16 protein-coding genes and 6 pseudogenes are annotated in these 26,466 nt (G+C 57.8%); 14 read left to right on the top strand and 8 right to left on the bottom strand.

Features of this window, described 5'->3' with window-relative positions:
* Positions 1-829: 829 nt before the first annotated feature.
* Both MESOP_RS36885 and MESOP_RS31125 read left to right on the top strand, forming a co-directional pair.
* Positions 830-1,579, top strand: a pseudogene (locus MESOP_RS36885) (ISAzo13 family transposase); the annotation flags it as partial.
* Between the two features lie 387 nt (positions 1,580-1,966).
* Positions 1,967-3,064 (top strand): DUF2817 domain-containing protein, encoded by a 1,098-nt coding sequence (locus tag MESOP_RS31125; RefSeq protein WP_013533436.1) that lies wholly within the window; start codon positions 1,967-1,969, stop codon positions 3,062-3,064.
* A 407-nt stretch (positions 3,065-3,471) separates the two neighbouring features.
* Here the strand turns inward: MESOP_RS31125 and MESOP_RS35925 are convergent, their stop codons facing one another.
* Together MESOP_RS35925 and MESOP_RS34385 are read right to left on the bottom strand one after the other, a co-directional pair.
* A complete protein-coding gene (locus MESOP_RS35925) occupies positions 3,472-3,732 on the bottom strand; it encodes a hypothetical protein (RefSeq protein ID WP_041163552.1) in 261 nt (86 codons plus the stop codon).
* Positions 3,733-4,142: 410 nt separating this feature from the next.
* Positions 4,143-4,604, bottom strand: a pseudogene (locus MESOP_RS34385) (IS110 family transposase); the annotation flags it as partial.
* A 255-nt stretch (positions 4,605-4,859) separates the two neighbouring features.
* On the opposite strand from MESOP_RS34385, the pseudogene MESOP_RS31105 reads away from it, so the two are divergent.
* Positions 4,860-5,173, top strand: a pseudogene (locus MESOP_RS31105) (integrase core domain-containing protein); the annotation flags it as partial.
* Between the two features lie 42 nt (positions 5,174-5,215).
* Here the strand turns inward: MESOP_RS31105 and MESOP_RS31100 are convergent.
* The 5 genes and pseudogenes from MESOP_RS31100 to MESOP_RS31080 all read right to left on the bottom strand — a co-directional run bounded on the left by MESOP_RS31100 (position 5,216) and on the right by MESOP_RS31080 (position 11,162).
* Positions 5,216-6,840 (bottom strand): annotated as a pseudogene (locus MESOP_RS31100) (MFS transporter).
* A 410-nt stretch (positions 6,841-7,250) separates the two neighbouring features.
* Positions 7,251-7,991 carry an amino acid ABC transporter ATP-binding protein gene (locus MESOP_RS31095; protein ID WP_013533434.1) on the bottom strand — a complete coding sequence of 247 codons (741 nt, stop codon included), beginning with the start codon at positions 7,989-7,991 and terminating at the stop codon, positions 7,251-7,253.
* Between the two features lie 130 nt (positions 7,992-8,121).
* Positions 8,122-9,096 carry an amino acid ABC transporter permease gene (locus MESOP_RS31090; protein WP_013533433.1) on the bottom strand — a complete coding sequence of 325 codons (975 nt, stop codon included), beginning with the start codon at positions 9,094-9,096 and terminating at the stop codon, positions 8,122-8,124.
* 52 nt (positions 9,097-9,148) lie between these two features.
* Positions 9,149-9,985 (bottom strand): transporter substrate-binding domain-containing protein, encoded by an 837-nt coding sequence (locus tag MESOP_RS31085; RefSeq protein WP_013533432.1) that lies wholly within the window; start codon positions 9,983-9,985, stop codon positions 9,149-9,151.
* A 445-nt stretch (positions 9,986-10,430) separates the two neighbouring features.
* Positions 10,431-11,162, bottom strand: a complete 732-nt coding sequence (locus MESOP_RS31080; RefSeq protein WP_013533431.1) for an aspartate/glutamate racemase family protein — start codon at positions 11,160-11,162, stop codon at positions 10,431-10,433.
* 1,313 nt (positions 11,163-12,475) lie between these two features.
* On the opposite strand from MESOP_RS31080, the gene MESOP_RS31075 reads away from it, so the two are divergent.
* Positions 12,476-13,636 (top strand): M24 family metallopeptidase, encoded by a 1,161-nt coding sequence (locus MESOP_RS31075; protein ID WP_013533430.1) that lies wholly within the window; start codon positions 12,476-12,478, stop codon positions 13,634-13,636.
* Between the two features lie 169 nt (positions 13,637-13,805).
* Here the strand turns inward: MESOP_RS31075 and MESOP_RS34370 are convergent.
* Positions 13,806-14,838 (bottom strand): annotated as a pseudogene (locus MESOP_RS34370) (IS630 family transposase); the annotation flags it as partial.
* A gap of 642 nt (positions 14,839-15,480) precedes the next feature.
* Here MESOP_RS34370 and MESOP_RS31065 point away from each other — a divergent pair.
* The 10 genes and pseudogenes from MESOP_RS31065 to MESOP_RS31020 all read left to right on the top strand — a co-directional run bounded on the left by MESOP_RS31065 (position 15,481) and on the right by MESOP_RS31020 (position 26,466).
* Entirely contained in the window at positions 15,481-16,479 is a 999-nt protein-coding gene (locus tag MESOP_RS31065) for a succinylglutamate desuccinylase/aspartoacylase family protein (protein ID WP_013533429.1), read from the top strand.
* Positions 16,480-16,770: 291 nt separating this feature from the next.
* Complete coding sequence (locus tag MESOP_RS31060) at positions 16,771-17,931, top strand: IS110 family RNA-guided transposase (protein ID WP_013533428.1); 1,161 nt, start codon at positions 16,771-16,773, stop codon at positions 17,929-17,931.
* A 1,120-nt stretch (positions 17,932-19,051) separates the two neighbouring features.
* Entirely contained in the window at positions 19,052-19,324 is a 273-nt protein-coding gene (locus tag MESOP_RS36880; RefSeq protein ID WP_081285656.1) for a 3-keto-5-aminohexanoate cleavage protein, read from the top strand.
* Positions 19,325-19,461: 137 nt separating this feature from the next.
* The gene (locus MESOP_RS36875) at positions 19,462-19,818 is read left to right on the top strand and encodes a 3-keto-5-aminohexanoate cleavage protein (RefSeq protein ID WP_081285657.1); all 357 of its coding nucleotides are present in this window, start codon (positions 19,462-19,464) and stop codon (positions 19,816-19,818) included.
* A 456-nt stretch (positions 19,819-20,274) separates the two neighbouring features.
* Positions 20,275-21,408 (top strand): serine hydrolase domain-containing protein, encoded by a 1,134-nt coding sequence (locus MESOP_RS31040; RefSeq protein ID WP_013533426.1) that lies wholly within the window; start codon positions 20,275-20,277, stop codon positions 21,406-21,408.
* Between the two features lie 364 nt (positions 21,409-21,772).
* Positions 21,773-22,087 (top strand): hypothetical protein, encoded by a 315-nt coding sequence (locus tag MESOP_RS36430; protein ID WP_245262917.1) that lies wholly within the window; start codon positions 21,773-21,775, stop codon positions 22,085-22,087.
* Between the two features lie 569 nt (positions 22,088-22,656).
* Positions 22,657-22,829: pseudogene (locus MESOP_RS36425) on the top strand (ArdC-like ssDNA-binding domain-containing protein); the annotation flags it as partial.
* Between the two features lie 208 nt (positions 22,830-23,037).
* The gene (locus MESOP_RS31030) at positions 23,038-24,642 is read left to right on the top strand and encodes an ABC transporter substrate-binding protein (RefSeq protein ID WP_013533425.1); all 1,605 of its coding nucleotides are present in this window, start codon (positions 23,038-23,040) and stop codon (positions 24,640-24,642) included.
* Positions 24,642-25,583: an ABC transporter permease gene (locus MESOP_RS31025; protein ID WP_013533424.1), complete on the top strand. Its 942-nt coding sequence runs from the start codon at positions 24,642-24,644 to the stop codon at positions 25,581-25,583. The genes MESOP_RS31030 and MESOP_RS31025 overlap by 1 nt, the downstream gene beginning before the upstream one ends.
* A 1-nt stretch (position 25,584) precedes the next feature.
* Positions 25,585-26,466: an ABC transporter permease gene (locus MESOP_RS31020; RefSeq protein WP_013533423.1), complete on the top strand. Its 882-nt coding sequence runs from the start codon at positions 25,585-25,587 to the stop codon at positions 26,464-26,466.

Genomic DNA, 26,466 nt, shown 5'->3' with positions numbered 1-26,466 from the left:
TAGGGGTGGCTAAGACCGCGCTTGCGGACCTGGCGATAGCCGCAGCGGTCGCCGTCAAGCGCTGACGGAGCCGGTATGGTGCATTTTGGACCATCCTGTCCCTCCTCGGTATGGCGAGTTCATGCGCGGTTACACGCACCTCCAGATCCAGGCCCGCGATCGACCAGGGTAAAGCAAGACAGGCGACCGGCCCTACTCCGCCATGCTTGCGGTAGAATGACGGGCAGGGCCAAGTTCCGGTAGAGGGCATGTCCCGTCGGCCAAGAGTTGGCAAGAATATTATCATTATCGCAGTCATCTAGAACTTAGATGGTTGAACACCGCCAGCCTCGCCTATAGGGGATCGATGCAAAATTGCCTGGTTGTGATTCATGGACTGCATCGGCGGGTCGGTGCAGTTTGGCCCGGCGAATGGCGGATTTCAGCGCGGGTTGGTCAGAATGCGGCGCTGGAGCGTCTGGCGCGGAGGGTGAAGTGGTATCACTTTAAGACGCTGTCGTCGCTTCGGCCGCAGGGCGCGGGCTGGCCGCCGTTAGCTTGGCCTAGCATTGCAGGCGCCGCCGCCCGATCACATGCCATTGTCCCCGGTTCCGCAACCGGCACTATGATCGATGCTCGCTGGTGGCGACGCCGCACCGGCCGGGGTCGGCCGACGGGGCGCGGCGAGCTACTTTTCGTGGCCAACTAATGGGCTCGGTGCGAAACAATCGAATCGGAATTTGAGGTGAGGCTGTGCCTTTCCGGTTGATCGATTGTCGAGAGCGTGGCTGAGGGCTAGACGCGGTCGGTATGGTCGGATTCAGTCATTCGAAGAAGTTGGTCAAAGCGGATGATAGACATTGCCGCGATCAAGGCGCGTTTTGAAACGCTTTCGCCTATTTGTATGAGCGCGCCCGACGCTTGTTTGCGGCAACGGAGGCTGAACTCTTCGGGAATTGCGTCGCGCAGTGCCTATTGGACTGGACGCATTCGTCGACCGGGAGGCGGTCGCAAGCCGAAGACCGAGACTGAGCTTGGACTTTTGGCGGCGCTCAGGGAACTGGTGCGGTCGGCGATCCGTGCGATCCCGAGGCGGTCCTGTTGTGGGTCAGCTGAAGCCAACGTCATCTTGTGTGCGCTCTGCCTGAGCGCTGCTTCACTGCAAGCCGGAAATTGGTAGGCCGGTTACTGCGGGAACTCGGCTTCAGCCTTCATGCTAACAAGAAGACGCGGGAGCGCGCGGCCCATCCTGACCGTGATAGGCAGTTTGAACACATCAACGCGAAGATCAGACGGTTCCGGGATGGCAACCAACCGGCCGTCTCTGTCGATTCCAAAAAAAAGGAACTGGTTGGCGATTTCAAGAATGGTGGCCGTCAGCTGCGGCGCAAAGGCGATCCGAAGCCCGTACGCTTTCATGACTTCGAAATCCCCGCACTACGGCAAGGTCGCTCCCTATGGCGTCTATGACATCGCGGCCAACGCCGGCTTGGTCAATCTCGGCACCGATCACGATACCGGCCTTCGCGGTGGAAACGTTCGACGCTGGTGGCTCACCTTGGGCAAGAGCCGGTATCCGGGCGCAACCACCCTGCTCATTAAAATCGCAGCGGTTGTTTTGAGCCGAGGCCTAACTGCTCTTTTCGCGCCGCTCAACCCCCAGCAGAAGCACCGGTCTGTGCAGGCGGACGCAGGGACCGCGAAGTCACGGCCGCTCTGAGGTTATCTCAAAACGAGATAGCGTCGATCCGCAAACTGAATTTGACGTCGATCGCCGCGACGGGTCATAGTTCGAAAGCATGTTCTTGGCGGCATCTACAAAGTTTATCAGCTTGTCGGCTCCGTTACTTTCGGCGCGTGAGGATAGCGGATAAATAGTCACTGTCCGCAAGTTTTAGCCCCGGCATCTCACATAAAAATAGAGGTAACTATCGAGCCATGGGTCTCAGTTGCTGCCGCAGAATGATTAGCAGGGAGATTGAGCACGATGAATCTTGACAGCGCAAAGGAGCTAGCCTCCGTTGTCTTTTCTGACGATTATTTCGAAGCCAGGCAGAAATTCCTGGCGGCTGCGCCGACGTCGCGAGCATACCGATGCAGTACAAACGGACCCTCTGGTGAGGCTCTCTACACGGACGCAGCGTATTTCGGCCCGGCAGACGCCAAGAAACTCTTGGTTCTGGTTTCCGGTACACACGGGCCAGAAGGTTGCATCGGGTCCGCGGCGCAGCTTCTATTCTTGGAAGCCAAATTTCATAAGCGTCTCCCATACTCCACGGCCGTGCTCTTCCTTCATGCGCTGAATTGCTACGGTTTTGCCTGGGATCGCCGAGTTACTGCGGAGGGGGTTGACCTCAACCGGAATTTTGTCGACTTTTCCAAACCGCTCCCCTCGAATCCTGGATACGAGGAGTTGGCCGGGCATTTCGTTCCGGCGGACATTTCCGAGGAGGGATTGAAGCGCGCTGAGATTGCGTTCGCGGCATATCAAGCGAGACACGGCGAATTGAAACTTCGGGAGGCGCGAGGATCAGGGCAATACACCCATCCGGGCGGCCTGTTCTACGGCGGAACCGAGCCTACCGAAGCCAGGCGAACTCTCGAGGAAATAACGAACGAATTCAACGTAGCCGCCCGCGATGAGGTTATCATCATAGATTACCACACCGGACTGGGCCCTTACGGCTATGGGGAACTGCAATGCGAGCAGTCGTCCGGACTAAGCGGCTATGAGCGAGCCGTCCGCATCTTTGGCACGTCTGTAACGTCGCCCGAAGTAGGGAATTCTTCCGCGGAAATTATACCTGGGACCCAAGACGCATTTTGGGAGCGTGTCTTGGGGAGCCGGCACACCTACATTGCTCTTGAATTTGGAACTTACAAACTAAATACGGCGGTGCTGCGCGACGACCATTGGTTATTCATGTATCGGCCAGAAGAGGTTGATTCCGAGCGGGGCCGGCAGATTCGGCAGGTCACCAAATTGCACTACTATCCGCAGGGGTCAGACTGGAAGGAGATGATCGCTTGGAGATCGCACCAGGTGCATCGACAGGCAATCGAGGCACTTGCGTCAGGAAAATGATCTCCCAAGCCTGGCCGGCGTCCGGGCCAATTGAGATAATCTCGGCTTAACGCATACAGGCCACGGAAGGAGCCGGCGGAGAAATTCATTAAGGACATCGGCCGCGCTACCCGCAAACAATATTCGGCGGAAGAGAGGATCCGCATCGCCGCGAGCGCGGCCTCCGATCAACTGAAGGCGAGATCAGACGCCTGTTAGCCCACTTCGAGGGCAACCCCGTCAATTGATCCCGATGGGTCGCATCATCCGCTTCGTGATCGCACGGCGATGTGACAGGAGAAAATGTGCAGAGTGACGTGGAGCGATCTCGACGCCCGCACCCGGACGCTCACGATCCTCGCAAGGACCCGCGGGTCAGGATGGGCAAATGACGTTTGGAGCGTAAAGCGATCCTGTATGTGCAGTCGTCAGCCCATCAGGTCCTGCACAATCCTGAGAGCAGCATGCTTCAGTATGCGACCCGCGATCGCCTGACGGCGCTTGGCTGCTCTCGCGTAGAGACGATCGACGACGATCTCGGCCCGTTCTGCCGCCGGCGGCGTCGCGCGTGCCGGCTTCGACCGGAGGGTCGCCGAGGTCTGCCTCGGCAAGGTCGGTACGGTTGCGGCGCGAGTTGGAACCAGGCACTCATCCGTGTCGGTGAGATCGAGAGCAAGATCGCCGCGCATGATGCCGCGACGCCAAGGCCATCACCTGTGTTGGCAACGGCATCACGGCGCTGGCCACAGACCTTCAGGCTGTCTGGTCGGCGCCAACGACGGACGCCAGGCTCAAGAAGCGCATCGTGCGCACGGTCATTCAGAAGGTGGTCGCCAATTTCGACGATCATGCCTCCGAGATCGTGCTGCTGATCCATTGGATTGGCGGCACCCATACCGAGCTGCGCCTGCCGAAGCGCCGGCGCGGACAGCGCAGCAGCACCTCCACCGATATCATCGCAGCCATCCGGCAACTGGTGCTGATCGCCAGCGATGATCTGATCGCCAGCATTCTCAACCGCAACGGCTTGGTGACCGGGCATGGCAATCGCTGGACACGGGAGCGGGTCACCGCACACAGATCGCATCACAAGATCCCGGATGCGGTGCTGGATCTCGGTCTTGGCTCTGGCGATCGCCTCATGCGTCTTCGACAGTTCCTGTACGTTGTTTATTCCGGCGCGCAGCGGATCGTGATAGCGCTGCGTCGCCTGGATCCTGAGCATGTGCAGGATCACCTGCGCATCCTGGGGATCGTTCTTGTCCCAACTGTTGTGCAAGGCCTCCCGGGTTCGGGCGAGCGCCAGTGACGACACCAGCCGCACCTCGAAGCCTGCCTCAGCCAAACGCCATGCGATAGGGCGATGATAATTGCCCGTCGCTTCGAAGCCGCAGACCACCGGTTGGCAATACGCCTGCAGAATCTCGATCAGCCGGTCATGCTCTGCGCGGGTGTTGAGAACCGGCAGCCGGCTGCGGCGCTTGTGGCCGGAGGCTTCAATCAGGACTTCATTGCGGACCTTGGCGATATCGATCGCTACCAACACCGCATCGGCGGGTATAACATTTGGGCTGGTCGTGGTCGGTCTCTCCGGAATGGGTTGTGAACATTCACATTCAAGAGATCCTTCGACTGGCCATGGCCACCTCGATCGGTGCGCGCCTGCAGCGAAAAAGCTGCGCGCACCGATGTCTCGGTTGCCTCTCATCATTCCTTCGGTAGGTGCTATGGCAGCGAGTTCACCACGCCAGGAGCTGGCGGTTCGGCCGTTCCACTGATCAAGGAAGCGATCGCAAATGGCGAGATATTCCGGGCTCATGCCTTCGAACTCGCCCGCGCCAGGAACGATATCGAACATCGAACCACAAAGCCAAAGCATCCTTGGACCAACGGCCAGGTCGGGCGCATGAACCGCACCATCAAGGACGCTACGGTCAAGCGTTTCCACTACGACGATCACGACCAACTGCGTCGGCACCTTGCCGAGTTCGTCACAGCCTACAACTTCGGTCGCAGGCTCAAGACCTCAAAGGTCTCACCCCCTACGAGTTCATCTGCAAGGCATGGGCTTCCCAGCCCGAGCGCTTCACCCTCAATCCGCTCCAGCAAATGCCGGGACTAAACACCTAGGCTTGGCAAGTTGAACTTGGGACGCCGCTTCCGGCCTTTCGCTCAAGACCTGTCCAAGTGGGGCTTAAGCGGCATGTCGTCGTGTACCCGCACGTCTGCCGTTCGATCTTGATGGATTTGGGCGGGCAATCGCCTTGGTGCAGTGCGTCCAGGCGCGCTGCGATTTCAGCGTCGGCATGGGTCTGCCTCTGGTTGTGTCGCAAATGTTCGACCCATGTTGGTACGTGGTAACACTCGGTCCACAGTCCGGGCTTTTCTAAGTCGCGCAGCAGCGACCACTGCCTGGCACCGTCTCGGAGTCGGGCTTTTCGCCACGATGTCATCACGATGAGGAATTCTGGAACTTCTTTCTGATCGATGCGATAATCAACCATCGCCATGATCGGTCCGCTGCGCGATCGCAGGTCAAGTTGCAGCGCCGGTTCGCTGAACTTATTGGTCGGGTCGAGATTGAGTGTTTCGAAATCCGGTTGGTGAAGAAGAATGCCGATCAGCCCCCCGAAGACAAGAACGAGGCTAGCAACGAACAAAGCCCCGGAAACACCCTGGATGTCCGCCAATTCACCCCAGATCCAGCTGCCCGCCGCCATGCCGCCATATGTAGCCGTCTGGTAGAGGGAGAGAGCTCGTCCAACCACCCACCGTGGCGCCGAAAGCTGAACCGTCACGTTGGACAGCGAGAATGCCTGCAGCCAGGCCGCACCAGCCGGCATGAGGAGAAGGCAGCTCAACCAAACGTGTTCGCACGATGCCAGAAAGAAGCAGATGATCGCCAGCACAAAGAATGCGCCACGAATGACCCACTCGTTGGTGAGAACTTCGCGGCTCCGTGTGATAAGAAGCGCGCCGCAAATGGCACCCAGGCCAAAGAAGCCGAGCATCACGCCGTAGATTATGGCAGTACCCTTCACCTGTTCTCGGGCAATGAGCGGCAGCAGAGCCAGAATGACGATGGCGGTGAGACCGAAAACGAAACTCCGACACATCACCTTGAGAAGGTTCGGCGACAGCAGCACATAGCGGAAGCCGGCGCCCATCGCACTACCGAAAGCCTCACGCGGAAGCGGCTGTCGCGCACGTACAGTTTTCCATCGCAAGAGCGCGATGATCAGGGCGAAGTAGCAAAAGAATTTGAAAAGAAACGCAAAGGCCGCACCGGCTGCCGCTACAATGAGCCCACCAATGGCCGGTCCGATGCTGCGCATGAGATTGTAGCTCATGCCGTTAAGTGCAACTGCGCTTGATAGGTGCTCGCGAGGGAGGATATCTCCCATCGAAGCTTGCCACGATGGGTCGTGCAACGCCCAACCACAGCCGATCAGGAACGTGAGACTCAACAGAGTCCAGGGTGTGAGTGCCTGGGTATAGGCCAAAAACGCCAAAGACGCGGAAACGCACACCATCAGCAGTTGAGCCGTCAACATAATCCGGCGGCGATCAGAGTTATCTGCGAGCGCTCCCGCTGCGAGCGAAAAGATCATGTACGGCAGCGTAGTCGATGACTGGACGAGCGCCACCATACCAGGCGACGTGGCAATGCTCGTCATCAGCCATGCAGCAGCCACGCCCTCGACTAGGGTGCCAAGGTTCGAAACAAATGCAGCCGACCACAGAGAACGGAACCTCTTGTGTTGAAACGGCACGAGTGGAGATGTTCTCTTTGCCATTGTGGAAGCTTTCGGGATCGACTGCTGGCGCGAATTCACAAGCACCCAAATATGCCACGCCCTTAAAGCCAAGCTGCCACGCGCTCGCGCGCCCACTAACCCACAAGGGTAGCGGCCTCACACCCATAACGATGAACGCAGGCAGTACTACCATCGAGCGCGATCCACCGTCGTTTTTCCAACGGCGCTGCAATTTGAATCTCACTCTAGGCGGAAGCCACGACGTTTGAGCTAGGTGTGTTCAAATACTGTTTGGGCGATGTGATTCATCTAAAACTCAGATGACAAGATTGGCTAAAGCGACCGTTGCTTTGTGGCCGAGATCTGTTGCAATCAACTAATATTGCTTATGTTGCTCGTCTCTCGATAATTCTGATAGTCGCTAAATCAGATCCGCCCGATTGATCAACTCAGTGCGACAAGATTTGATGGAGGAAGAGCTTTGTTCTTTCGTGCTGAGGCTTGGTGAAGAAGTCGTGCGGCTTGCCTTCCTCGACGATCCGGCCTGCATCCATGAAGATGACGCGATCGGCGACGGAGCGCGCGAAACCCATCTCGTGGGTGACGCAGACCATCGTCATGCCCTCGCGCGCGAGACTGGTCATGGTCTCGAGCACCTCAGCGACCATCTCCGGATCGAGAGACGAGGTCGGCTCGTCGAAAAGCATGACCGCAGGCTCCATGCAGAGCGAGCGGGCAATTGCGACGCGCTGCTGTTGTCCTCCGGAGAGTTGACCAGGGAATTTGTTCGCCTGCTCGGGTATGCGTACGCGCTCGAGGAATTTTAGCGCGATCTTCTTTGCCTCGGCCTCTGACATACCCTTAATCCACATCGGCGCTGCCATGCAGTTCATCAGCACCGTCATATGCGGGAAGAGATTGAAGTGCTGGAACACCATGCCGACGTTCGTACGAACCTCAGCCAGGTCGCGCATTTTGTTATGCAACCGGATCCCATTGACAGTGATCTCGCCCTCTTGGTGCGCCTCGAGCCGATTAAAGCAGCGGATTAGCGTCGACTTTCCCGATCCGGAGGGGCCGCAGATAACGATGCGTTCGCCCTTGCGGACCGTGAGATTGACGTCAGTCAATGCTCTGAAGGTGCCGTACCACTTCGAGACGTTCTTAGCTTCGATAACTGTATCACTCACTGCCACTCCTCTGGCCGCCCGATAACCCCGATCCGAACTTGACCCGGGGGAGCTTATCTCGACAGTCGTCTTAGATGGGCCGTACAATTTTGGAGCGTGCTTCACGTGACCTTGCCTATGCTGACGACCATCACCGCACCTTGCTTCTAGCAAAGTGGCGCTCGATCCTGGACTGGACCAGTTCCAGGCAGATGGACATAATCCAATATATAATTGCGGCCGTTATGAGCATCTCCATGTGTTGAAAAGTCGGCTGGCCGAGTGTGCGAGCAAGGAACGTGAGCTCCCACACACCGAGGATGGAGACGAGTGAGCTGTCCTTCAGCATTGAGATGAACGTGTTTCCCATTGGGGGAATGATGACCGGAAGCGCCTGCGGCAGTATGATCCTACGCATCGTAAGACCGAAGCCGAAACCCATGGATCGCGAAGCTTCCCATTGGCCGCGGTCGATGCTCTGGATACCGGCACGGAAAATTTCTGTCATGTAGGCTCCGGTGCAAAGCGACAGCGCCAAGACGCCTGAAGGAACGGCGTTGATAAAGATACCAAGTTGCGGCAGTCCGAGGTAAATCAGGTAAATCTGGACCAGCAGCGGCAGGCCACGGAAAAATGATGTGTAGAAACTGGCGATTGCATAGGCGAAGCCATTGCTTGAAAGCTTTGCAATCGCGGCAATCATCGCGATGATCGAAGCGAATATCAGTGAAACCGCCGAGATATAGATCGTCGTAACCGCTCCCTGCGTGATCAGATATGGTAAATTCTCCCAGATGAAGGGCATGCTCAGGTTAAATGACTTGAAGAAGGCAAGAAACAGAACCAGTAGCTCGGCCCAGACAACACCGATTTGCACCTTCAGCGAAACAAAACCGATCAAAACGATGTTGAGACAGAATATGATCGCTATCACAAACGCGATCGCGAAGCGACCATAGATCCCACTTTGCGCCGGGTCGCCGATGACAGGCCGCATGAGCTCGCCAAAGGTGGTGCCCGTAAGATTGAACATAAGAAAAACCGCGAGCACTACGGCAAAAATTGAAGCAACGAACCACGGCTTGTGGACGAGGACCTCGGACTCGACGTTGTCCTGATAAAGCATGAGCAGCGCTTTCAAAGAGCGGCCCCGACAGCGGGGCCGCTATGCTTTGCAATTATCTGTCGACGCTGTAGTCCGCGCCGAACCATTTCATGGACTGCTTGGCGAGGGTGCCATCATCCCTCATCGTTTTCACGGCAGCCGCAACCCTGTCGAGGAATTCCTTGTCGCCATGGAGAATGGAAATAGCAGCCGGCCCCGAGAACAACGGCTCGTCAAGGATCTTAATTGGATACCCGGCCTTTATCGCATTTCTAGCCCCGTTATCAGAGTTAAGCACCGCATCAAGCCGTACTCCATCTCCCAGGCGAAGGTCGTCGTACAAAAGGCTGTCCGTTTGGTAAATCTTCAGCTCGCCAGGTGTAAATTGGTACTTTACTGGTTTAGCGGTGACCCATCCGGGCGTAAAGTTATGTTTGGCATAGGACTCTGCCACGTCGCCCGATCCGACACCGATAACCTTGCCGTCGAGGTCGGAAAGTTTCGTCGCCTTACTATCCTTGTGTACGATGGCTACCTCTGGAATGTAACTGTAAGTGACGAACTCAAATAGTTTGGCACGTTCCTTCGTAGGCGTCATTTGACCCATGCCCATATCCCAACGGCCCTGCCACTTGCCTGCCGCTATCATATCCCAGTTCGTCGTTACGAACTTTACCTCCACGCCAAGGGATTTCGCGATGGCCTTGGCAAGGTCGATATCGGAACCATCGAGCTCATGTTTGTCGTTCAAATGGGACAGGGGTCCCCAATCCGGCCCCACCGCCACCGTCAGCGTCTTTGTGGCGAGCACGCGATCCAGAACTTCGCCGGCGTTGGCCCTGGACGGGCTACCGCCGGACGCAACTGCGAGTGAGGCTGCAGCTGCAATCATCGTTATAAGCCGATTCATCCGTCTCTCCCATCTTTTTTGCCGTTCTTGGCCCGTTAGCGAAGCAAGGTCGTGTCTGCGCGTACTCTCAATGACTACATTCATGCCTGCATTTCGGGCAGGCGTTCCTGTTGACTAGATATGCATGGCGCTGGTGCATCAGAAACGATTAGCGCCTTGTCAGTCAAAACCGCTGAGTGGCTGCCGTCAAATTCAGTTTGTCGATTGTGGCCATCTGAGTCTGAGATGATGTGAGTTGACCGGCCGCCTTTGCTACCGTGGGTAATAGGTGTGATGCCGGCGGCTACTGCCGCTGCTGCTCCAAATCCCACTGATTGCCGGTGACGCCCTCACTACAACGGCACTCCGGTGCCAATGCCCCACCGGGAACAACACGAAGACGCACTATCCCGCTTACTGCCATGGGCGTGCGGGCTTTGTGTTGGAACCACAGCTTGATCGTTATTCATGACAATTCAGGGCTAGCAACCGACGCGAGCGTCAGCCGACAAAGGTCCGTGATGTCGTAGATCGGCAGCCCTGTTATGCGGCGTAGGGCGTTTTTGATACTCGGGAAAGCCGTGCATTCGAAAAGTAGGGTTCCAATCTCAGAATGTTCGGAGCGCAGTTGCGCGACACAAGCTGCGACTTCCGATTCAATTTGTCCAACATCGGTTTGGATGTATGGCCGCGCGAACGCGTTACCTACGAACATACCGCCTTCAATCCCTCCGACGACTACTTTCGATCGATCGACGGGCTTCTCTATCCCCAACAGATCTTCGGTGCAGTGTCGGGAGTCAGCCGCTACTACCGCCAGCTTCTGAGCGGGCGATAGCTGCCGCAGCAACGCCGGAACGAGTAGCAGGCTGGACATCACGACGGGTATATTGACTGCAGCCGCAACCGCTGCCTGATAGCGAACGAAAAAACCGCAGTCAGCAGAGATTACGTCAGCGCCTCGTTCGACTAGTCGTCTCGCTGCAGCAACACAAGCGTCCTTAAGCCTAAGAGACGGCTCACCGCGCACAATAGTCTCGGCGAAGGCGCCTTCCACTATTTCCATGATGATCGGGCCATCAAAGGTCGCTGGATGCAACATAGAACCCTCCCTTGCAATAAGGAACGCGCCATCAGGTGCCAGTCCTTCATCAAGCTCAAGAATTCCGAGGACCGGGCGGCGGCCTTGCAAGACCATGAGTGACACCTTTCAAACTGAGAGGGTTCAGATTCCGCAGGGTCGTGGCAAATCTCGATGCCGTCGCTGTCGACTTGCGAAAAGCAAACGTTTGTTCGTAGGAATTGACATTGTCATACAAACGTTTCTAAGTCAATTGGATTCCGAGAATTGGTTCGAATGTACCGGTTGCTCATGGCACCAAGGATCGGGTGCGGAGGAGGGCCAGGCAGTTGCCCTCTGGCGGCCAGCAATGCCTTCAGAAAAATCGCGGTCGACTTGATAGGCAGGAATAGAGCAACGTCGGTAAGGAGAAACGACGAGCTCGTCGGGAGCGCCACAAGCCTTGGTCTTTCGCATCAACTCGGAGTCTGACATTGGGTCGCCAGCCCTCTGCGCCAGGCGCGAATACTCTCCGCCCCTGGCAGCTATGCCAACATGGGCAACCTTCATGTCTGTTCCGAACTGATGCTGAAGCCCCGCAGATGCGCTGGACCCATACTCATCGCGGCCGCGATGCGTTCGCTCGGCATGTCCATGGCCTGAGCGCATGCGGCGGCAGCGGCGATTGGAGCAAGCGTGGAGGCAGGCAACCGTGCAGGGGACGACATCGAAGCTCCCGCGCTGCAACTGGCGCCAGACCTTGCGAACGCCGTCGACGCGGAAGCTCGCTTCAAACACGCGCCGCACCTCATCCTACAAAGCCTCATCCCTCTCGCCTAAGCCGAGAGGCGGGAGAGATCGATGGGCTTGGCGAAATGGTGGTGGCAGGCCGACGGGGCGACCGGCAACACCTTGAAAATCAGCTCGACCCATGCCCCCTGCGGTGACCGTCGATAAAGGCGATCGTGGGAAAAATAGGTTCGAAGCTCGCGGTTCACACGTTCCGAAGCCTTGAGCTTAATCGCGACATCCGTGGGACCGCAGGCGCTCGAACCTCGTCACCCACTCATTGAGCGTCTCCGCTGTGCAGCCCATCTTGGCGGCAACCGACATGACCGCCGCCCAGCGCGAGGAAATGCTCGTCTTATCCAGAACCAGCCGCACCGCACGGGCCTGACTTCGGGAGAAAATTATTTGTTGTCCTGCCAGCCAGGCTCTACCTTCTCAGGAGCTAGAGTCCCCGATCAACCCGGCGCGATTCACATTCCACATTATGAAGCCATCGCGTGGCCAGATGACTACGATATGGAAAATGCATTTGACCCATGCCGACGGTGCAAGCAATCCTCACGATAGGACGACGGATGGTATCCGCGCGTGCGCATTGTCTGCGTGCTCCGGTTAGCCGATGGGCGCCTTTTAGACAACCAGTGAGCACTTGAGGTGATCTAATGACTAATACATCTTCAGCAGTTCCGTCGACGGGTCTTCCGTTCCCTAGGACCGAATACGAACGCCGTCTGCACAAAGTATTCGAGGCGATGGAACGAGCTAGCCTCGACGCTCTTTTGGTCACCGCCCATGGTAACCTCCAGTATCTTAGCGGATACGACGGGCGTGGTGCATACTTCATGCCGTTCCCATTGATTCTCATCCCGGGACAAATGCCTACCTTGGTCGTCAGAGAGTTTGACTTAGCAAGTGTCCGTGTAGGCAGCTGGGTAGATGAAATAGTTCCTTACAGGGAACAAACTGATTTCGCCCCAGTGTGCGCGGATGCCATTCGGAGACGTGGCTTGAAGGGTAGGGTCGGCCTTGAGCTTGGCTGCTGGAATCTTGCACCGGCGGACGTTTACGCGCTTCAAGCGAAACTTCCAGATATCGAATTCGTTGACGCGTCTCATCTGGTGGCGACGGTCGCAGCTGTCAAGACGGATATGGAACTTGAAATTATGCGTTCCGCAATGAAAATGACAGACATAGCTGTTCGAGTTTTCCATCAGTCCCTACGGGAAGGCATTTCGGAGGCCGAAGTGGCGGCGAATATTGATCGCGAAGTCGAGCAAGCCGGAGGCGAGGTAAGGGCGGCTTCCTCAACATTGGTCTTCGGCGAGCGGACGAAACTTCCACACGGCAGCCCCAAGCACAATGCGATCAGAAACAACGAGCCGGCCTTTATGGAACTTGGGGGATATCAAAGCGGTTACGCCTGCGGCGTCGTGCGAAGCGCCATTCTTGGTCGGCACGCCGAGACTGAAAGTCTGCACGACCTCTCGATTGAAGTTCTGGAGGCGGTGATTTCTGCGATCAGGCCTGGCGCGACAGCCGGCGAAGTTGATGCGGCCGGCAGAGAGGTACTCAAACGACATGGCCGTCCCGGGCTTCTTAACCACAGAGTCGGCTATCAAACTGGCATCAATTGGCTGGAGCGTGGTTACATCAGTCTTGAACCCGGCGCAGAAGACATTCTTGAGCCAAATATGACCTTGCATATGCCAATCATTTTATGTGGTGAAAGTGGTTACTTGTTTGGAACCAGTGAGCATGTTCTTGTTACAGATAACGGTACGGAAATACTAAGCAGCACACCTCACACGCTTTTTCATGCATAATTTGAGTGCGCGTTCCTGCACTCGATACCTCACAACGGCCAAACATGCGTGCGTTCATCCGGAATCGATCCGCCATGCGAAGATACCTGCCGATCCGGAGGAAGATGCGGTCTGCTCTGCAGTGCTAGTCATTTGAATCTAAAGTTCGCCACATAAGGTCTGCTCGGCCTTCCGGGTTCTCATTGTGGCGCTCGATGAAGGTGCAAATATCGGCATCGAGCTGGCTGGTTGAGGTATGCACGCCGCGTCGCAGCTGCTTTCGGGTCAGTTCAGCGAACCAGCGTTCGACCCTGATTGATCAAGGATGCCGAGGTAGGCGTGAAGTAGACATGGGAGTGAGGCCGGCGCGCCAGCCACGACCTGACCAGCGCGGTTTTGTGGGGGCATAAATTATCCATGATATGTGGACATCGAGATCGCGCGGCACGTTGGCGTCGATCTGCTTGAGGAAGTCCGGAAACTCGGTTGTCCAGTGCCGCTTGTAGCATTTGCCAATCACAACGCCGGACGCCACATCGAGCGCCGCGAACAGCGAGGTGGTGCCGTGTCGGACAGAGCTATGGGTCCGGCGCTCCGGCATGCCCGGCATCATCGACAGGACCGGTTGCTCCCGATCGAATGCCTGGATCTGGCTCTGTTCTCGTCGACGCTCAAAACCAGGGCCCTGTTGAGCGGTGACAGGTAGAGCCCGACCATGTCGCGAACACTTCGACAAACAGTAGATCGCTTGACAGCTTGAACGTCTCCGAGCGATGCGGCTGCAGCCCGAAGGCGGTCCATATCCGGCGGATCGTCGTATGGGAGAAGCCAGTCGCAGTGCCCATCGAGCGGATTGACCAATGGGTCGCATCATCAGGATTCGAGCGTAGCGGCCGCTCGATTACAGCTGCGATCTGATCATCGTAGATCGTCCGGGTCAGCCGGGGCGGGCCTCGTCCAGCAGCCCCTCGGCGCGATCTTTGAGGAAAACGTCGTCGCCATTTGCCGACCGTGTGTTCGTGCACGCCCAACTCGGCTGCACGACCTTGCTGGAGACACCGTCAGCGCATCGAAGAAATGATCCGGCACCGCTCCGCCATTGATCGCGCTACACGCCGACGCCGGACCTGCCGCTCCAGATACTCCCGCTCGACCGAGCTCAGAACCGAGGCGGCCGTAACCCGGCCAAAGCACTTGGCACTCAAACTCCTCGCTACACGCATCTGGTGTCAGCCATAATGGTTCCCTCCTAGACTGGTAAAGACGATTGCCAAATTGCCTGATCGCCGCTTCTGCTGACCATCCCGGCTTTGGACCACTTTCTGTCGCGCTTGCGAACGGAATGGGAGGAAGACGGTGAGGATCACACAGGTAGGGGTTAGGGCTTCAATAGCCGGTGCAGGGCGAATCGGGCGGCACAAAGCAGTCCTTGGAACGGGGCCGAATATGCTTGTCTCGGTGTCTGCGTCGGAACACATCCAGCCTCCAGCACGCTATGGTCATGCAGATTTGGACCGTCGACCAGGGCCGAATGGCCAGCCCTTTTCAAGCCCTAAACTGCATCTTTTTCGCGCGCTCAACCCTAGCAGAAGTACCGGTCTTTGTAGGCGGACACAGGGGCGATTCTCCTCCAAGTCACGGCCGCTCTGAGTTTTTATCTCAAAACGAGATAGTGCCGATCCGCAAACTGAATTTGACGTCGATCGCCGCGCCGGATCATAGTTCGGATACACGTTCTTCGCGATATCTCGCTGATAAACGCCGACCCCAATAGCCGCGAGGTACCATCCGTTAGTCGGGCCATCCTGTGCCACAACGTCATTTAGAAAGTCTCGTCTCGCAAACGACACCATGAAGGCTGAACAATGAGCGAAGCACCACACCTTACGTTCGACCTCGAAAAGCCCGGCGTGAGCAAAGGGGATCTTGTTGTGCCAAAGGGCGCCGATTGCGAAGCTCTTTCGCTCCCAGTATTCAGCCTCAACAAAGGCGAGGGGCCTCGGCTCCTGATCACCGGCGGATGTCACGGTAATGAACTCGAAGGGCCGATTGTTGCGCGACGGCTTATTGAGTGGCTGCCCGAAGCGCAAACCTGTGGACGGATCATCATCGTACCGGTGCTCAATCCACCGGCTGTGCAGGCGTTCACCCGCAATACACCGATTGACGGATTGAACCTCAATCGAGTGTTTCCGGGCCGTGCCGACGGGTCGGCAACCGAACGAATCGCGGACGCGGTTTCTCGGATATTGTTGCCTACCGCGGACACCATTTTTGATCTTCACAGCTACGGACCGGGCTGGGAATTTCCTCTGGTCAATACGACACATCCCGTAGCTGATCCCGGCCTCATGGCCAAGACGATTAGAATGGCAGAGGCGTTCAAATTACCCATGACGTTGATCTGGGAACACCCAGAAACGCCTGGAATGTTCGATACTTTGGCCCAAAATCAGGGCAAGGTATTCATTTGCCCCGAACTCGGTGGCGGCGAGGTTGGCGCCGAAGCTCTTGCAATATACGAAGCTGGAGTACGCAACGGACTCATCGCGCTTGGACTGGTCGAAGGAAAATCTGACTATCTGACGTTCCGTCGCCAGAACTCTGTCCAGGCACTTGAAACGCGGCGCTCGTCCGACGAGCTGTATTCGCCCGCGCGAGGCATCTTCGAACCTCGCTGCTCGATGTTGGACGAAGTTAAGCAGGGGGATCTAATCGGAGTACTATACCCGATGGACTCGTTAACGGCCGACACCATTGATGTCCTTGCGCCTGGCACATCCATCGTCTGTGGAATTCGATCCGGAAGTTATGTCGAGGTCGGCGAATTTATAGCGCTCCTCGGGCGGCCGTTAAATCGCTGAAATCCGCGAGCGCAGGAACGCGATCGCAGCCAACGATCCGGCGATCGCCGGCTTCACCGTCGCCTGGTGGCTCGACCGCTCGACGATCCCGACGGCACTAGCAGGCTGTTGAAAAAGGGCTCGCGACGGTCTCAGGTTCGTGATCCACTCTGACCACGAAGAGGTGGGAGTGAATCGTGCGGGGCGAAGACGAACTGACAGGCGAACTGTTCAGATCCTATGAGGAGGTGGATAGCGACCGGCGCGGTGGCAAAGTGAGGTCGCCAAAACATCTCACCTTGGAGGCTAAACTTGCCAGTCACTCGCCAACCGGAAAAACCGACCGCTATCCGCACCCATCTTGGCGCAATTTTCGTGTCGTTGGAATTGAGCCGCTCGAAATGGCTGATCACGTCGCTGTTGCCGGGTGGCGGAGAGAAGATGTCGAAGCACATGGTGACGGCGGGCGACGTCGCCGACCTGCTGGCGCGGTTCGCCGAGCTCAAGCGGAGGGCTGAGGCGCGAAGCGGGACATACCTTCCGATCATCGTGATCCAAGAAGCGGGACTCGACGGCTTCTGGATTCACCGGCTACTGGAGGCCGAAGGGATCGAAAGCTACGTCGTCGATCCGGCGTCGATTGCGACCTCGCGCAGGCGGCGGCGGGCAAAGACCGATAAGATCGACGGCGAGGCGCTGGTGCGCGCGCTGCTCGCCTACAAGCGGGGCGAGCCGCGCGTGTGTGCGATGCTGTGGGTTCCCACACCCAAGGAAGAGGATCGCCGCCGTATAGCACGCGAGCGCAAAGCATTAACGAATGAGCGCACACGCCATATCAATCGCCTCAAGGGGCTGCTGTTTGCACAAGGCATATCTGGCTACGAACCGTTGCGCCGCGACCGGCGCGAGCGGCTGGAGGAACTGAAGACCGGCGATGGTCGTCCGTTGCCTGTCCATCTGAAGCGACAGATTGGCCGCGAACTCGACCGGCTCGAGCTGCTGATCGACCAGATCAAGGCGGTCGAGGCCGAGCGCGACGCCATGCTTGCTGCTGAGCAGGCCGTCTCGCCCGCCCCGGCGATGCTACTTGCCCTGAAAGGCATCGGACCGGAGTTTACCGCCGTCTTGTGCTCGGAAGGTTTGTCCCGCCATTACGATAACCGGCGACAGCTTGCCGCCTATGCCGGCCTGGCGGCGACGCCCTGGAAGAGTGGGGCGATCGATCACGAGCAGGGGGTGTCGAAATCCGGCAATCCGAAGCTGCGAACGACGCTGGTCCAGATGGCCTGGCTATGGGTGCGCCATCAGCCGCGCTCGGCGCTCACCTTATGGTTCAAGGAGCGGGTGAAGCAGAACGACGGCCGGCTGAAGAAGACGATGATCGTCGCGCTCGCCCGCAAGCTGCTCGTGGCGCTGTGGAAATACGTCAATGTCGGCGTTGTCATCGAGGGAGCGATCATGACAGTTGCCTAATGCGCCACACCCATCGAATTCTGCCATCTTCCAGGACCTGATCAGTCCTGGCGGATCCAAGGTGGACGAACCGGCACGTAGCGTGGCTTCAAAAGTCGTTGTCTCAGAATGGTCTCGTCCTCTTGAGCCCTTGTCCGCCGCAAGCGGGATGTTGGTGCCGCTGTTTCGAACAGCGACCGTATATAAGCTGGATCTGGCTCGGAGTAACGAGCCGCGTCATGCAATCGGGCTCAGATCATGGGATCCGCACAACCGAACCGGGGAAGTTAAAAATGTTGCCCTGACACACCCGTTTGCCAAGTTCGAGACCGAGGCGCAACTTCATCCCAGAAAAACGAGCCGCCGCGTCTATTTAACCATGGCTTGCGGGGAGGACAGAATGAATGAATGGTGAATGAGTCGCCGTGCGGTCGTGCCAACGGACTGAGGTGCTGGAGCCGGATCTCCAACAGCTCGTGCTCGAAGGCGGTTCGGCACACTGTCTGACCATTCTGTTGAGAAGAGGTTTGTGATGCCTACTGCCGCAGCGGCTGTAAAGACCTTCAACAATGATTACCGCAGCCGCGTTGCCCAAGGTGCCATGGTCGGGGCGGCTATGTCTTCGATGCCGATGGCGAGCAATACATCGATGACTCCAATTGGGAGCCGCCGTTTACAACCGCAAAGCCGGGGATGTCATCAGATCGGTGTACGGAGGCCCGCAGAACGGACATACGTTCACCGGCCATACCACGGCTTGTGCCGCGGGCGTGGCTGTTCAGAGGATAATCGAGCGGGAGCGGCTTATTGAACCTGTCGCAGCCAACGGATCGAAGCTGATTTCCCTGCTGCGCGATGCGCTCGACAGGGTAGCGTCCGTAGCGATATTAGAGGGCGAGGTTACTTCGTCGGAATCGAGCTTGTCGCCCCTGCCACCAAGGCCTCCGTTCGACCCCGGGAGCCAGGCTTTCCTGAGACTGTGGCGACGGGCGCTGCAAAATGGCCTCATCTGCTATCCGTCAGGCGGGAACGTCGATGGAGTGGCAGGCGACACAATCATCATTTCCCCCAGGTATAACGCGACAGACGCGGAGTTAAGCGAAATCGCCGACAAGCTTGGCAAGTCGGTGCGAGAGGCCCGATGACATTGGAGCCGCCTGATGTCTCCACGCAAAGCCATCATTACTTGCGCCATCACAGCCCTATCTGCCCATCAGCGAGGACGACATTGTTTCGCAGGCGATCGCGGCGGCTGATGCCGGCGACGGTCATTCACCTTCACGTCCGTGACCCCGTGACGGGTCGCCCGAGCTCCGATGCGGAACGGTTTGAACGTGTGGTGGGACGCATTCGCGCCGGTTGCGACGCTCTGCCTAGCATCACGACCGGCGGCAGCGCGCCGGCTCCGACCTGAACTTTGTTCCCTCGATCTGGCACGATGAATTTTTCGCTGCACCCGATGGCATTGACGGAGCGAACCTGGACACACTCGTGGGAGAAGCCGTCCCTTGAGACCATGAAGAGCGGCTTCTTCGGAATACTTTTGCCGATATAGAGAGAATAATTGGTGAACTGGCAGACCAGTTCGGCACGCGCTTCGAGTTTGAAGCCTATGACGGCGGGCATCTCTACAACTTGGTGCATCTTCTGGACCGCGGCCTTGTCAAGGGCAGGACGTTTGTCCAGTTCGTGATAGGAATCCTTGGGGGTTCGGAGCGGATGCCGACAATCGTTCAGGCCGCATCGACATCACCGGTGTTCTTCCTCTCAATTCTCGCCGGACCATCGCCGATCCGCGGCTGGCGCCCTAGCCTGCCACTCCTGCCGCGCCCTGCTGATGTGGGGACGATCTTGCTCGCTGGCCAGCAGCGTTTTTTTGACATTCCTGATGAGCCAGCGCGAGATTGAGGCGGGGGAATCTGGACGCCTGCAGCAGCGGCCTGTTCAGCGGCAAGCTTCGGCATGGTGATGTCATCCTTCTCACAAGGCCAAGTAGGAACGCACAACGCGGGTCGAGCTTGGAATGGCTACCGCCCCCGCTGACCGGGGGCGAGCCTCTCGGTTCGATAGTTCCTCATAGGATCACGACGAATGAGACCGACTCCCCAAAATATGCCGCTGTCGCATGCCGTCAGCGACCAGCCTCGACACCCGCGATTCAGAGATGCCGGTGCTTTAGCGCCGGGATGCTGTGCTAAGAGCGACGAAATTCCGGCCCTCCGGCAATCTGAGTTTCATCTGAAAACCAGATGGCCGCAATACACAGACTGAATTTGACGTGAACCCCGCGGCATTTGAAAATCAACTGACCAATTAAAGAGCCGAATCGCAGACGGGAAGATGAGCGCTTTGGGAGTAAGACCTATGCAATCATCTATTGATAAGATCGTCGAGGGCAAGCTCAAGGAATTTTCAATTCCAGGTTCGGCAGTTGGACTCGTGCACGATGGCAGGCTTGTTTGGGCGAAGGGGTATGGATGGGCAGATGTGACACGCAGCGTTCCGATGACGCCCAAAACCATCATGAATATCGGCTCCGTGTCCAAGACTATTACGGCAACAGCCGTGATGCAGCTTTGGGAACACGGGTTAATTGACCTGGATGCGGATGTCAGTAGGTATCTTCCCTATCAGGTCGTCAATCCGAAACACCCATCGCTGGCCATCACAGCACGGCGGCTCCTGAATCATCGCTCGTCAATCCGGGACGGGAAGTCTTACTCAGACAGCTACGCCTGCGGCGATCCGACGGTTGCTCTTGGGGACTGGCTCGAGGCATACCTAACGCCAGGGGGGATCTATTTCGACGCCAACGACAATTTCCACGGGTGGGCGCCCGGCAAACTCGATCCGGATCACCCCGGCGGGTATTGCAATGTTGCTTATGGCCTGCTCGGCCACCTTGTCGAGTGCGTAGCTGGCGCGCGCTTCACCGATTATTGCGCCGACCACATCTTCACCCCCTTGGGCATGAACAGCACTGGCTGGTATGTGCGCGATGTTAATATTAACCGGCATGCAGTTCTCTATAGCAGGGGTACCAAAGAAAAGTGGGAGGGAGGCGGGCAAGCATTTTCCTCCCGATTTGCAGTTCCTGGCTTGACAATTGATGAGGTTGCGCCGGAGGGCCGCGTGGCGCTTTGCCTCTACAGTTACCCCACCTATATGGAGGGACTAGCGCGCACGAGCATTGAGGAACTGTCGCTCTTTCTCGCCACCTACGGAAACCGAGGCGGAAATCTGTTGCTGAAAGAGTCAACCATCGACGTGATGCTCTCTGAAGTCCACGATGGTCGCCCCCTCTGCTGGCACAAATTCATCCTTGAAAATGGTGATGTTATTTGGGGACACACTGGCGGCGATCCTGGTGTCAGGACGTTTATGGGCTTCCGTGAAAAGGACGGGACTGGCGCGATCCTCTACTTCAATGGAGACGACATTGGTGACAGCAGAGAGGTCCTTATCGAAAGCCTTTTCTGCAGTGCGAGCACCCTTTAACATCGCTTCCGCCGTGACCGTTGGGACGCACGCTATTTCACGAAAGCTATCAAGAACTACGTGTTGGTTTAATAGGGTATGCTGGTGCCCCGGCTTGAGCGCATCGCGCATCGATCCGGCGATTCTGATTCGCTGGTCGACCTTGCGATGTCGAACGTCGCGTCTGGCCGGTGGATCAGGAAGCTTTTGAGAAGTGCGATGCAGAGACTGCGCAATCATTTGCCACAGGGCCTTGACGACGCCCGCCAAAAAAGCTCAGGGCCTGCACCTGCCCTCCGATCCAATCCGGCAGCTTCTGGACTGAGCCTGAACGCAAGATTGGGCAGCAACACATTGAACTTGGTTTTTCAAGAAGCCTTGCGGAATGGTCAATGCGGACAACCTGGTCGCCGACGCGCTGGAAGCCGACTGGAACGCACGGCTGCGTGACCTGGACGCGCTCCAGCGCGAGCACGAGCGCCAGAACGAGGCCGACCGCTCGCTGCTGGACGAGCCAGCGCAGGAGCGCATCAAGGCGCTGGCCGCCGATTTCCCACGCATCTGGAATGACGAGCGCACCGGTGCCGTCGAACGCAAGCGCATGCTCGGCCTTCTCATGGAAGACGTGACGCTGCTCGTCGACGAGCAGGTCAACATCCATAGCCGCTGGCGCGGCGAGGGCATGCGAGCCTGTCGGTGACCAGACCGCGGCCAATGTCAGTGATACGCAAGACGCCGGCACAGTCGTGGCGATATTGAACGAGCTGCTAGAGACCGCCAACGACCAGCAGATCGCCGCCCGTCTCAATGAACTCGGGCATCGCAACTGGCGCGGCGAACTCTTCACGCTGAAGAAGGGTCATGCTCGTGCGCCGCACCTATGGATTGAAGACCCGGTAGGAACGGCTGCGGGAGAGCGGCATGCTGACTGGCGAGGACGTAGCCCAGCAGCTCGGCGTGTGCGCCTCGACCCTTCACCAACTCGGGCGAAAGGGCATTCTCAAGCGCCATCGATATGCCACCAACCATCGATTACCTCTTGAACCGCCGGGCCAATGTCAGACTCGAAAAAGGCGCCGGCAGTCGATATGGTGGTCGTCCGCCCAGATTAATTGCCGCTCAACAACTCCAAGAAGGTGCATCGTGATGCCTGCTCCTTGGTCGGTGGCTCGATGTCGTTCGTGGCGCAAGCGTGTTCAAAGGCATGGGCCCAGAAGCGCTCACCGTTTGCGATGGCCTCCTTGATCAATGGCACGGCTGAACCGCAGGGCGAAGGCGGCCTTCGACCTGCCGAAGAACGCCGCCACCAGCCGCACCTATTCCGGCATCAACATCCTGATCCTGTGTGCCGCGGTCATCGAGCGCGGTTACTCGGCTAGAACTGGCTGACCTTTCGGCAGGCGCTTTCCTTTGGCGGCAATGGCAGGACGGGCGAGCACGGAGGTCTTCAGCCGGGGAAAGGGCCCAGGATACCTCATATCCACAATCCAAACCGCTCTGAGTTATCTCAAAACCAGATGGCAACGATACGCAAACTGAATTTGACGGAGGTTGTGGCGCGACGGAACATAGATTGAATGAATGCTCCTCTCAGTATTCATCTAACCGATAAGCGTGATAACGGCGCGACCGGACAAAGGGGAATGAGCCATGGCAATCTCTCGACGTGAAATGATCAAAGCGGGTTTGGCCGCCGGAGCGGCTATATCGATTCCCTCAGTCCTGAGGGCACAAACAGCACCAACCGACGCGCGGACGGTCCGCATGGTGATGGGCGACCTCAGCACCTTCGATCCGATCGTTACGACGGCTACTATGACCGGCAATCATGGCCTTGCGATTTACGACATGCTGTTTTCGCTTGATTCCAAATTGATTCCACAACCGCAAATGGTGGGGAAGTGGGCCGTTTCCGATGACAAGAAAACTTATACGTTCGAGCTGCGGGATGGTCTGGGCTGGCATGATGGCACCCCCGTCACCGCGAAGGACTGTGTCGCCTCGATCTGTCGCTGGGGCGAGGTGCCTTCTGGCGGAAAGCTGATCGTGGAACGGGCCAGCGACATCTCGGCGCAGGACGATAAAACCTTGATCATCTCGCTCAGGGAACCGATGGGACTTCTTATTGAAATCCTAGCGGGAGCGGTCACGCCGGTCTTGTACATCATGCGCGAAAAGGACGCGAATCTCGCTGCCACAGAGCAGGTGACCGCGAACATCGGATCGGGGCCGTTCAAGTTTAACCATGCTCTTGCTAAGCCGGGCGCCAGCTTCACCTACGACCGCAATGAAAAGTATGTACCCCGCCACGAGCCGACAGACGGGTTCGCGGGCGGGAAGGTCGTCAACGTCGATCGCGTTATCTGGGAAAATATCACTGATCAGCAGACCGCCGTTGCGGCCTTGCAGTCGGGCGAGGTCGATTTTCACTTATTGCCACCCGCCGATCTTTACCCAGCGATTGAAAGCGACACTAACCTTGCACTGCAGGTTCTTAACAAGGCGGGCGATGTATATTTCATGCGCATGAACTGCCTGCAGAAGCCGTTCGACAACGTCAAGGCACGCCAAGCAATGCTTCACCTGATCGATCAGGAGGCATTTATGCGTACTTCGTTTCCCCCAGAATACACCCGCACCATCACTTCGTTTTTCGGAAACCAAACGCCCTATACCAACGACGAAAATACAGGGTGGTACAAGAAGGGCGGTGATCCGGAAAAAGCCAAGCAGCTCTTCAAGGAGGCGGGATATGCCGGCGAAAAAGTCGTCATCCTGCAGCGAACGGACTGGGCGGAGGCCGGCAATTGTGCGCAGCTCTTGGCGGTCACTCTGCGCAAGATTGGGGTCAACGCCGAGCTTGCCCCGGGCGATTCGGCCTCAAATGGCGCCCGCCGAAGGAACAAGGGCTCCGTTGAGAACGACGGCTGGAGCATTTTCATCACGTCCGAGTCCGATTATGAGCGCAGCACTACGCTCAGTAATCCCACTCTGACCGCGAATGGCGAGCAGGGTTGGTGGGGGTGGCCGCAGAGCGATGAATACGAGGCTCTTCGGGCAAAATGGGCGGATGTCGAAACACTCGAAGAGCGCCAGGCACTGGCGCGCGAGATGCAACGTATACAGTGGGACATCGCGGGCACCGTTCTACTGGGATCAGTTCTCTCGCCAATCGCGCGCCGCAAGACGCTCACTGGTCTCATCGAAATGCCGTCGCTCACAGCGATGTGGAATATGCAGAAGGTTCCGGCCTAGTGGCTGCCTACATCCTACGCAGATTCGTTTCGACCATCGCCGTCATGGCGATGGTCGGGATCTTCATATTCCTGCTTCTCAGGCTGGCTCGCGGCGACCCGGCGGCCATGATCGCCGGCAGAAATGCCGCTCCGCAGCTGATCGCCAGTATCCGAGAGCATCTGGGCCTGAACGACCCCATGCCGGTTCAGTTCATGCGTTGGGTGCGCGACATGCTCGGCGGTGATTTCGGCACCTCGATCTTTGCCGGGCGACCGGTCCTCGACCTGATCTCGCAGCGGCTTGAACCGACCCTTTCGTTGTCGATCCTGACGATGATCCTGTCCGTGTCCGTTGGGGTCTCCTTCGGCATTCTTGCCGCGTGGCGATCTGGCGGGCTGCTCGACCGTCTCCTCGCAGCCTTTTCGGCAGTTGGTTATTCCGTCCCGGTCTTTGTCATCGGCTATTTTCTCATATACTTCTTCGCCATCAGGACACACTGGCTGCCGGTCCAAGGATACATCCCTTTAAACCAGGGTCTCGGGCCTTGGTTTGTGCACCTGATCCTTCCCACCGTGGCCTTAGGGCTTGGCTACATTGCATTCATTGCCCGGGTTACACGGGCGAGCATGCTCGAGGTCCTGTCGGAAGACTATATGCGAACGGCCGCCGCCAAGGGCGCTTCGTCCTATGCCATGCTATTCCACCACGCCTTGAAGAATGCGGGTGTTCCGATCCTGACCGTTATCGGCATAAGCTTCGCTTATCTGATCGGCGGCGTCGTCCTCACGGAAACGGTGTTCAACATACCCGGTATCGGTCGTCTGGTCGTGGATGCAATCAACAACCGCGACTATCCGATCATACAGAGTGTGCTCATCCTGACTTCGGGTTTGTACGTCCTTATCAATCTCACAGTCGATCTGGCCTACACCTTGATCGATCCCCGGATCCGGTACTGATATGACCCTTCTTTCCGCACCGGTTGAGGCCGTGCCGATTGGTCGGCTGCAGCTATCCGATATTCCGCGTCTGGCTAGGCGGCACCCGCTGGTTCTGGTGGGCGGCAGTCTGTTGGTGCTCCTGATCGCTCTGGCGATTGCCGCCCCTCTTTACGCCGGCGATCCAGTGAACATGGATCCGTTCAAGCGCCTTCAGCCGCCGTACGCCGAGATGTGGTTCGGGAGCGACAATCTGGGCCGGGACGTGTTTGCGCGAACGATCTTCGGCGCCCGCATCTCTCTTGTGGTCGGGCTGCTGTCGGCGGCGTGTGCGGCTCTTGCGGGGCTTCTGATCGGAATCGTCGCAGGCTACAGCCGCAGCTTCGACAACGTGGTCATGCGGGTCATGGACGGCCTGATGTCGATCCCGACGATTCTGCTGGCGATCGCGCTCATTTCTCTGACCGGGCCCGGCATCGGCATCCTCATCGTCGCCATCGCGGTCCCAGAAACGCCAGCTGTCGCGCGGCTGGTTCGTTCGGTGGTTCTGGGTGTTCGCGAGCGTCCCTACGTGGAGGCCGCACTCTGCGGCGGGGCGCGCCTGCCCAAGGTGCTGTGGCGGCATATCCTGCCGAGTACCATTCCGGCGCTGATGGTCCAGGGCGCTACCGTCTGCGCCAGTGCGATCCTGACGGAGGCGGGGCTGAGTTTCCTCGGCGTGGGCGTGCCGCCCGAGATTCCGAGCTGGGGCAACATGATTGCCAGTTCGCGCCTGTATCTTGCCATCGCTCCAATGACGATCTTCGCCCCCGGTATCTGCCTTGCCGTGACGGTCCTTGCTGTCAACCTGCTCGGGGACGGTTTGCGCGACCTGTTCGATCCCCGCGCCAAGAAGAGGCGCTAA

Origin of the sequence: Mesorhizobium opportunistum WSM2075 (assembly GCF_000176035.2) — a bacterium.
GTDB lineage: Bacteria > Pseudomonadota > Alphaproteobacteria > Rhizobiales > Rhizobiaceae > Mesorhizobium > Mesorhizobium opportunistum.
The sequence above is the reverse complement of the archived record's forward strand: the minus strand, read 5'-3'. Positions and strand labels throughout refer to the sequence as shown.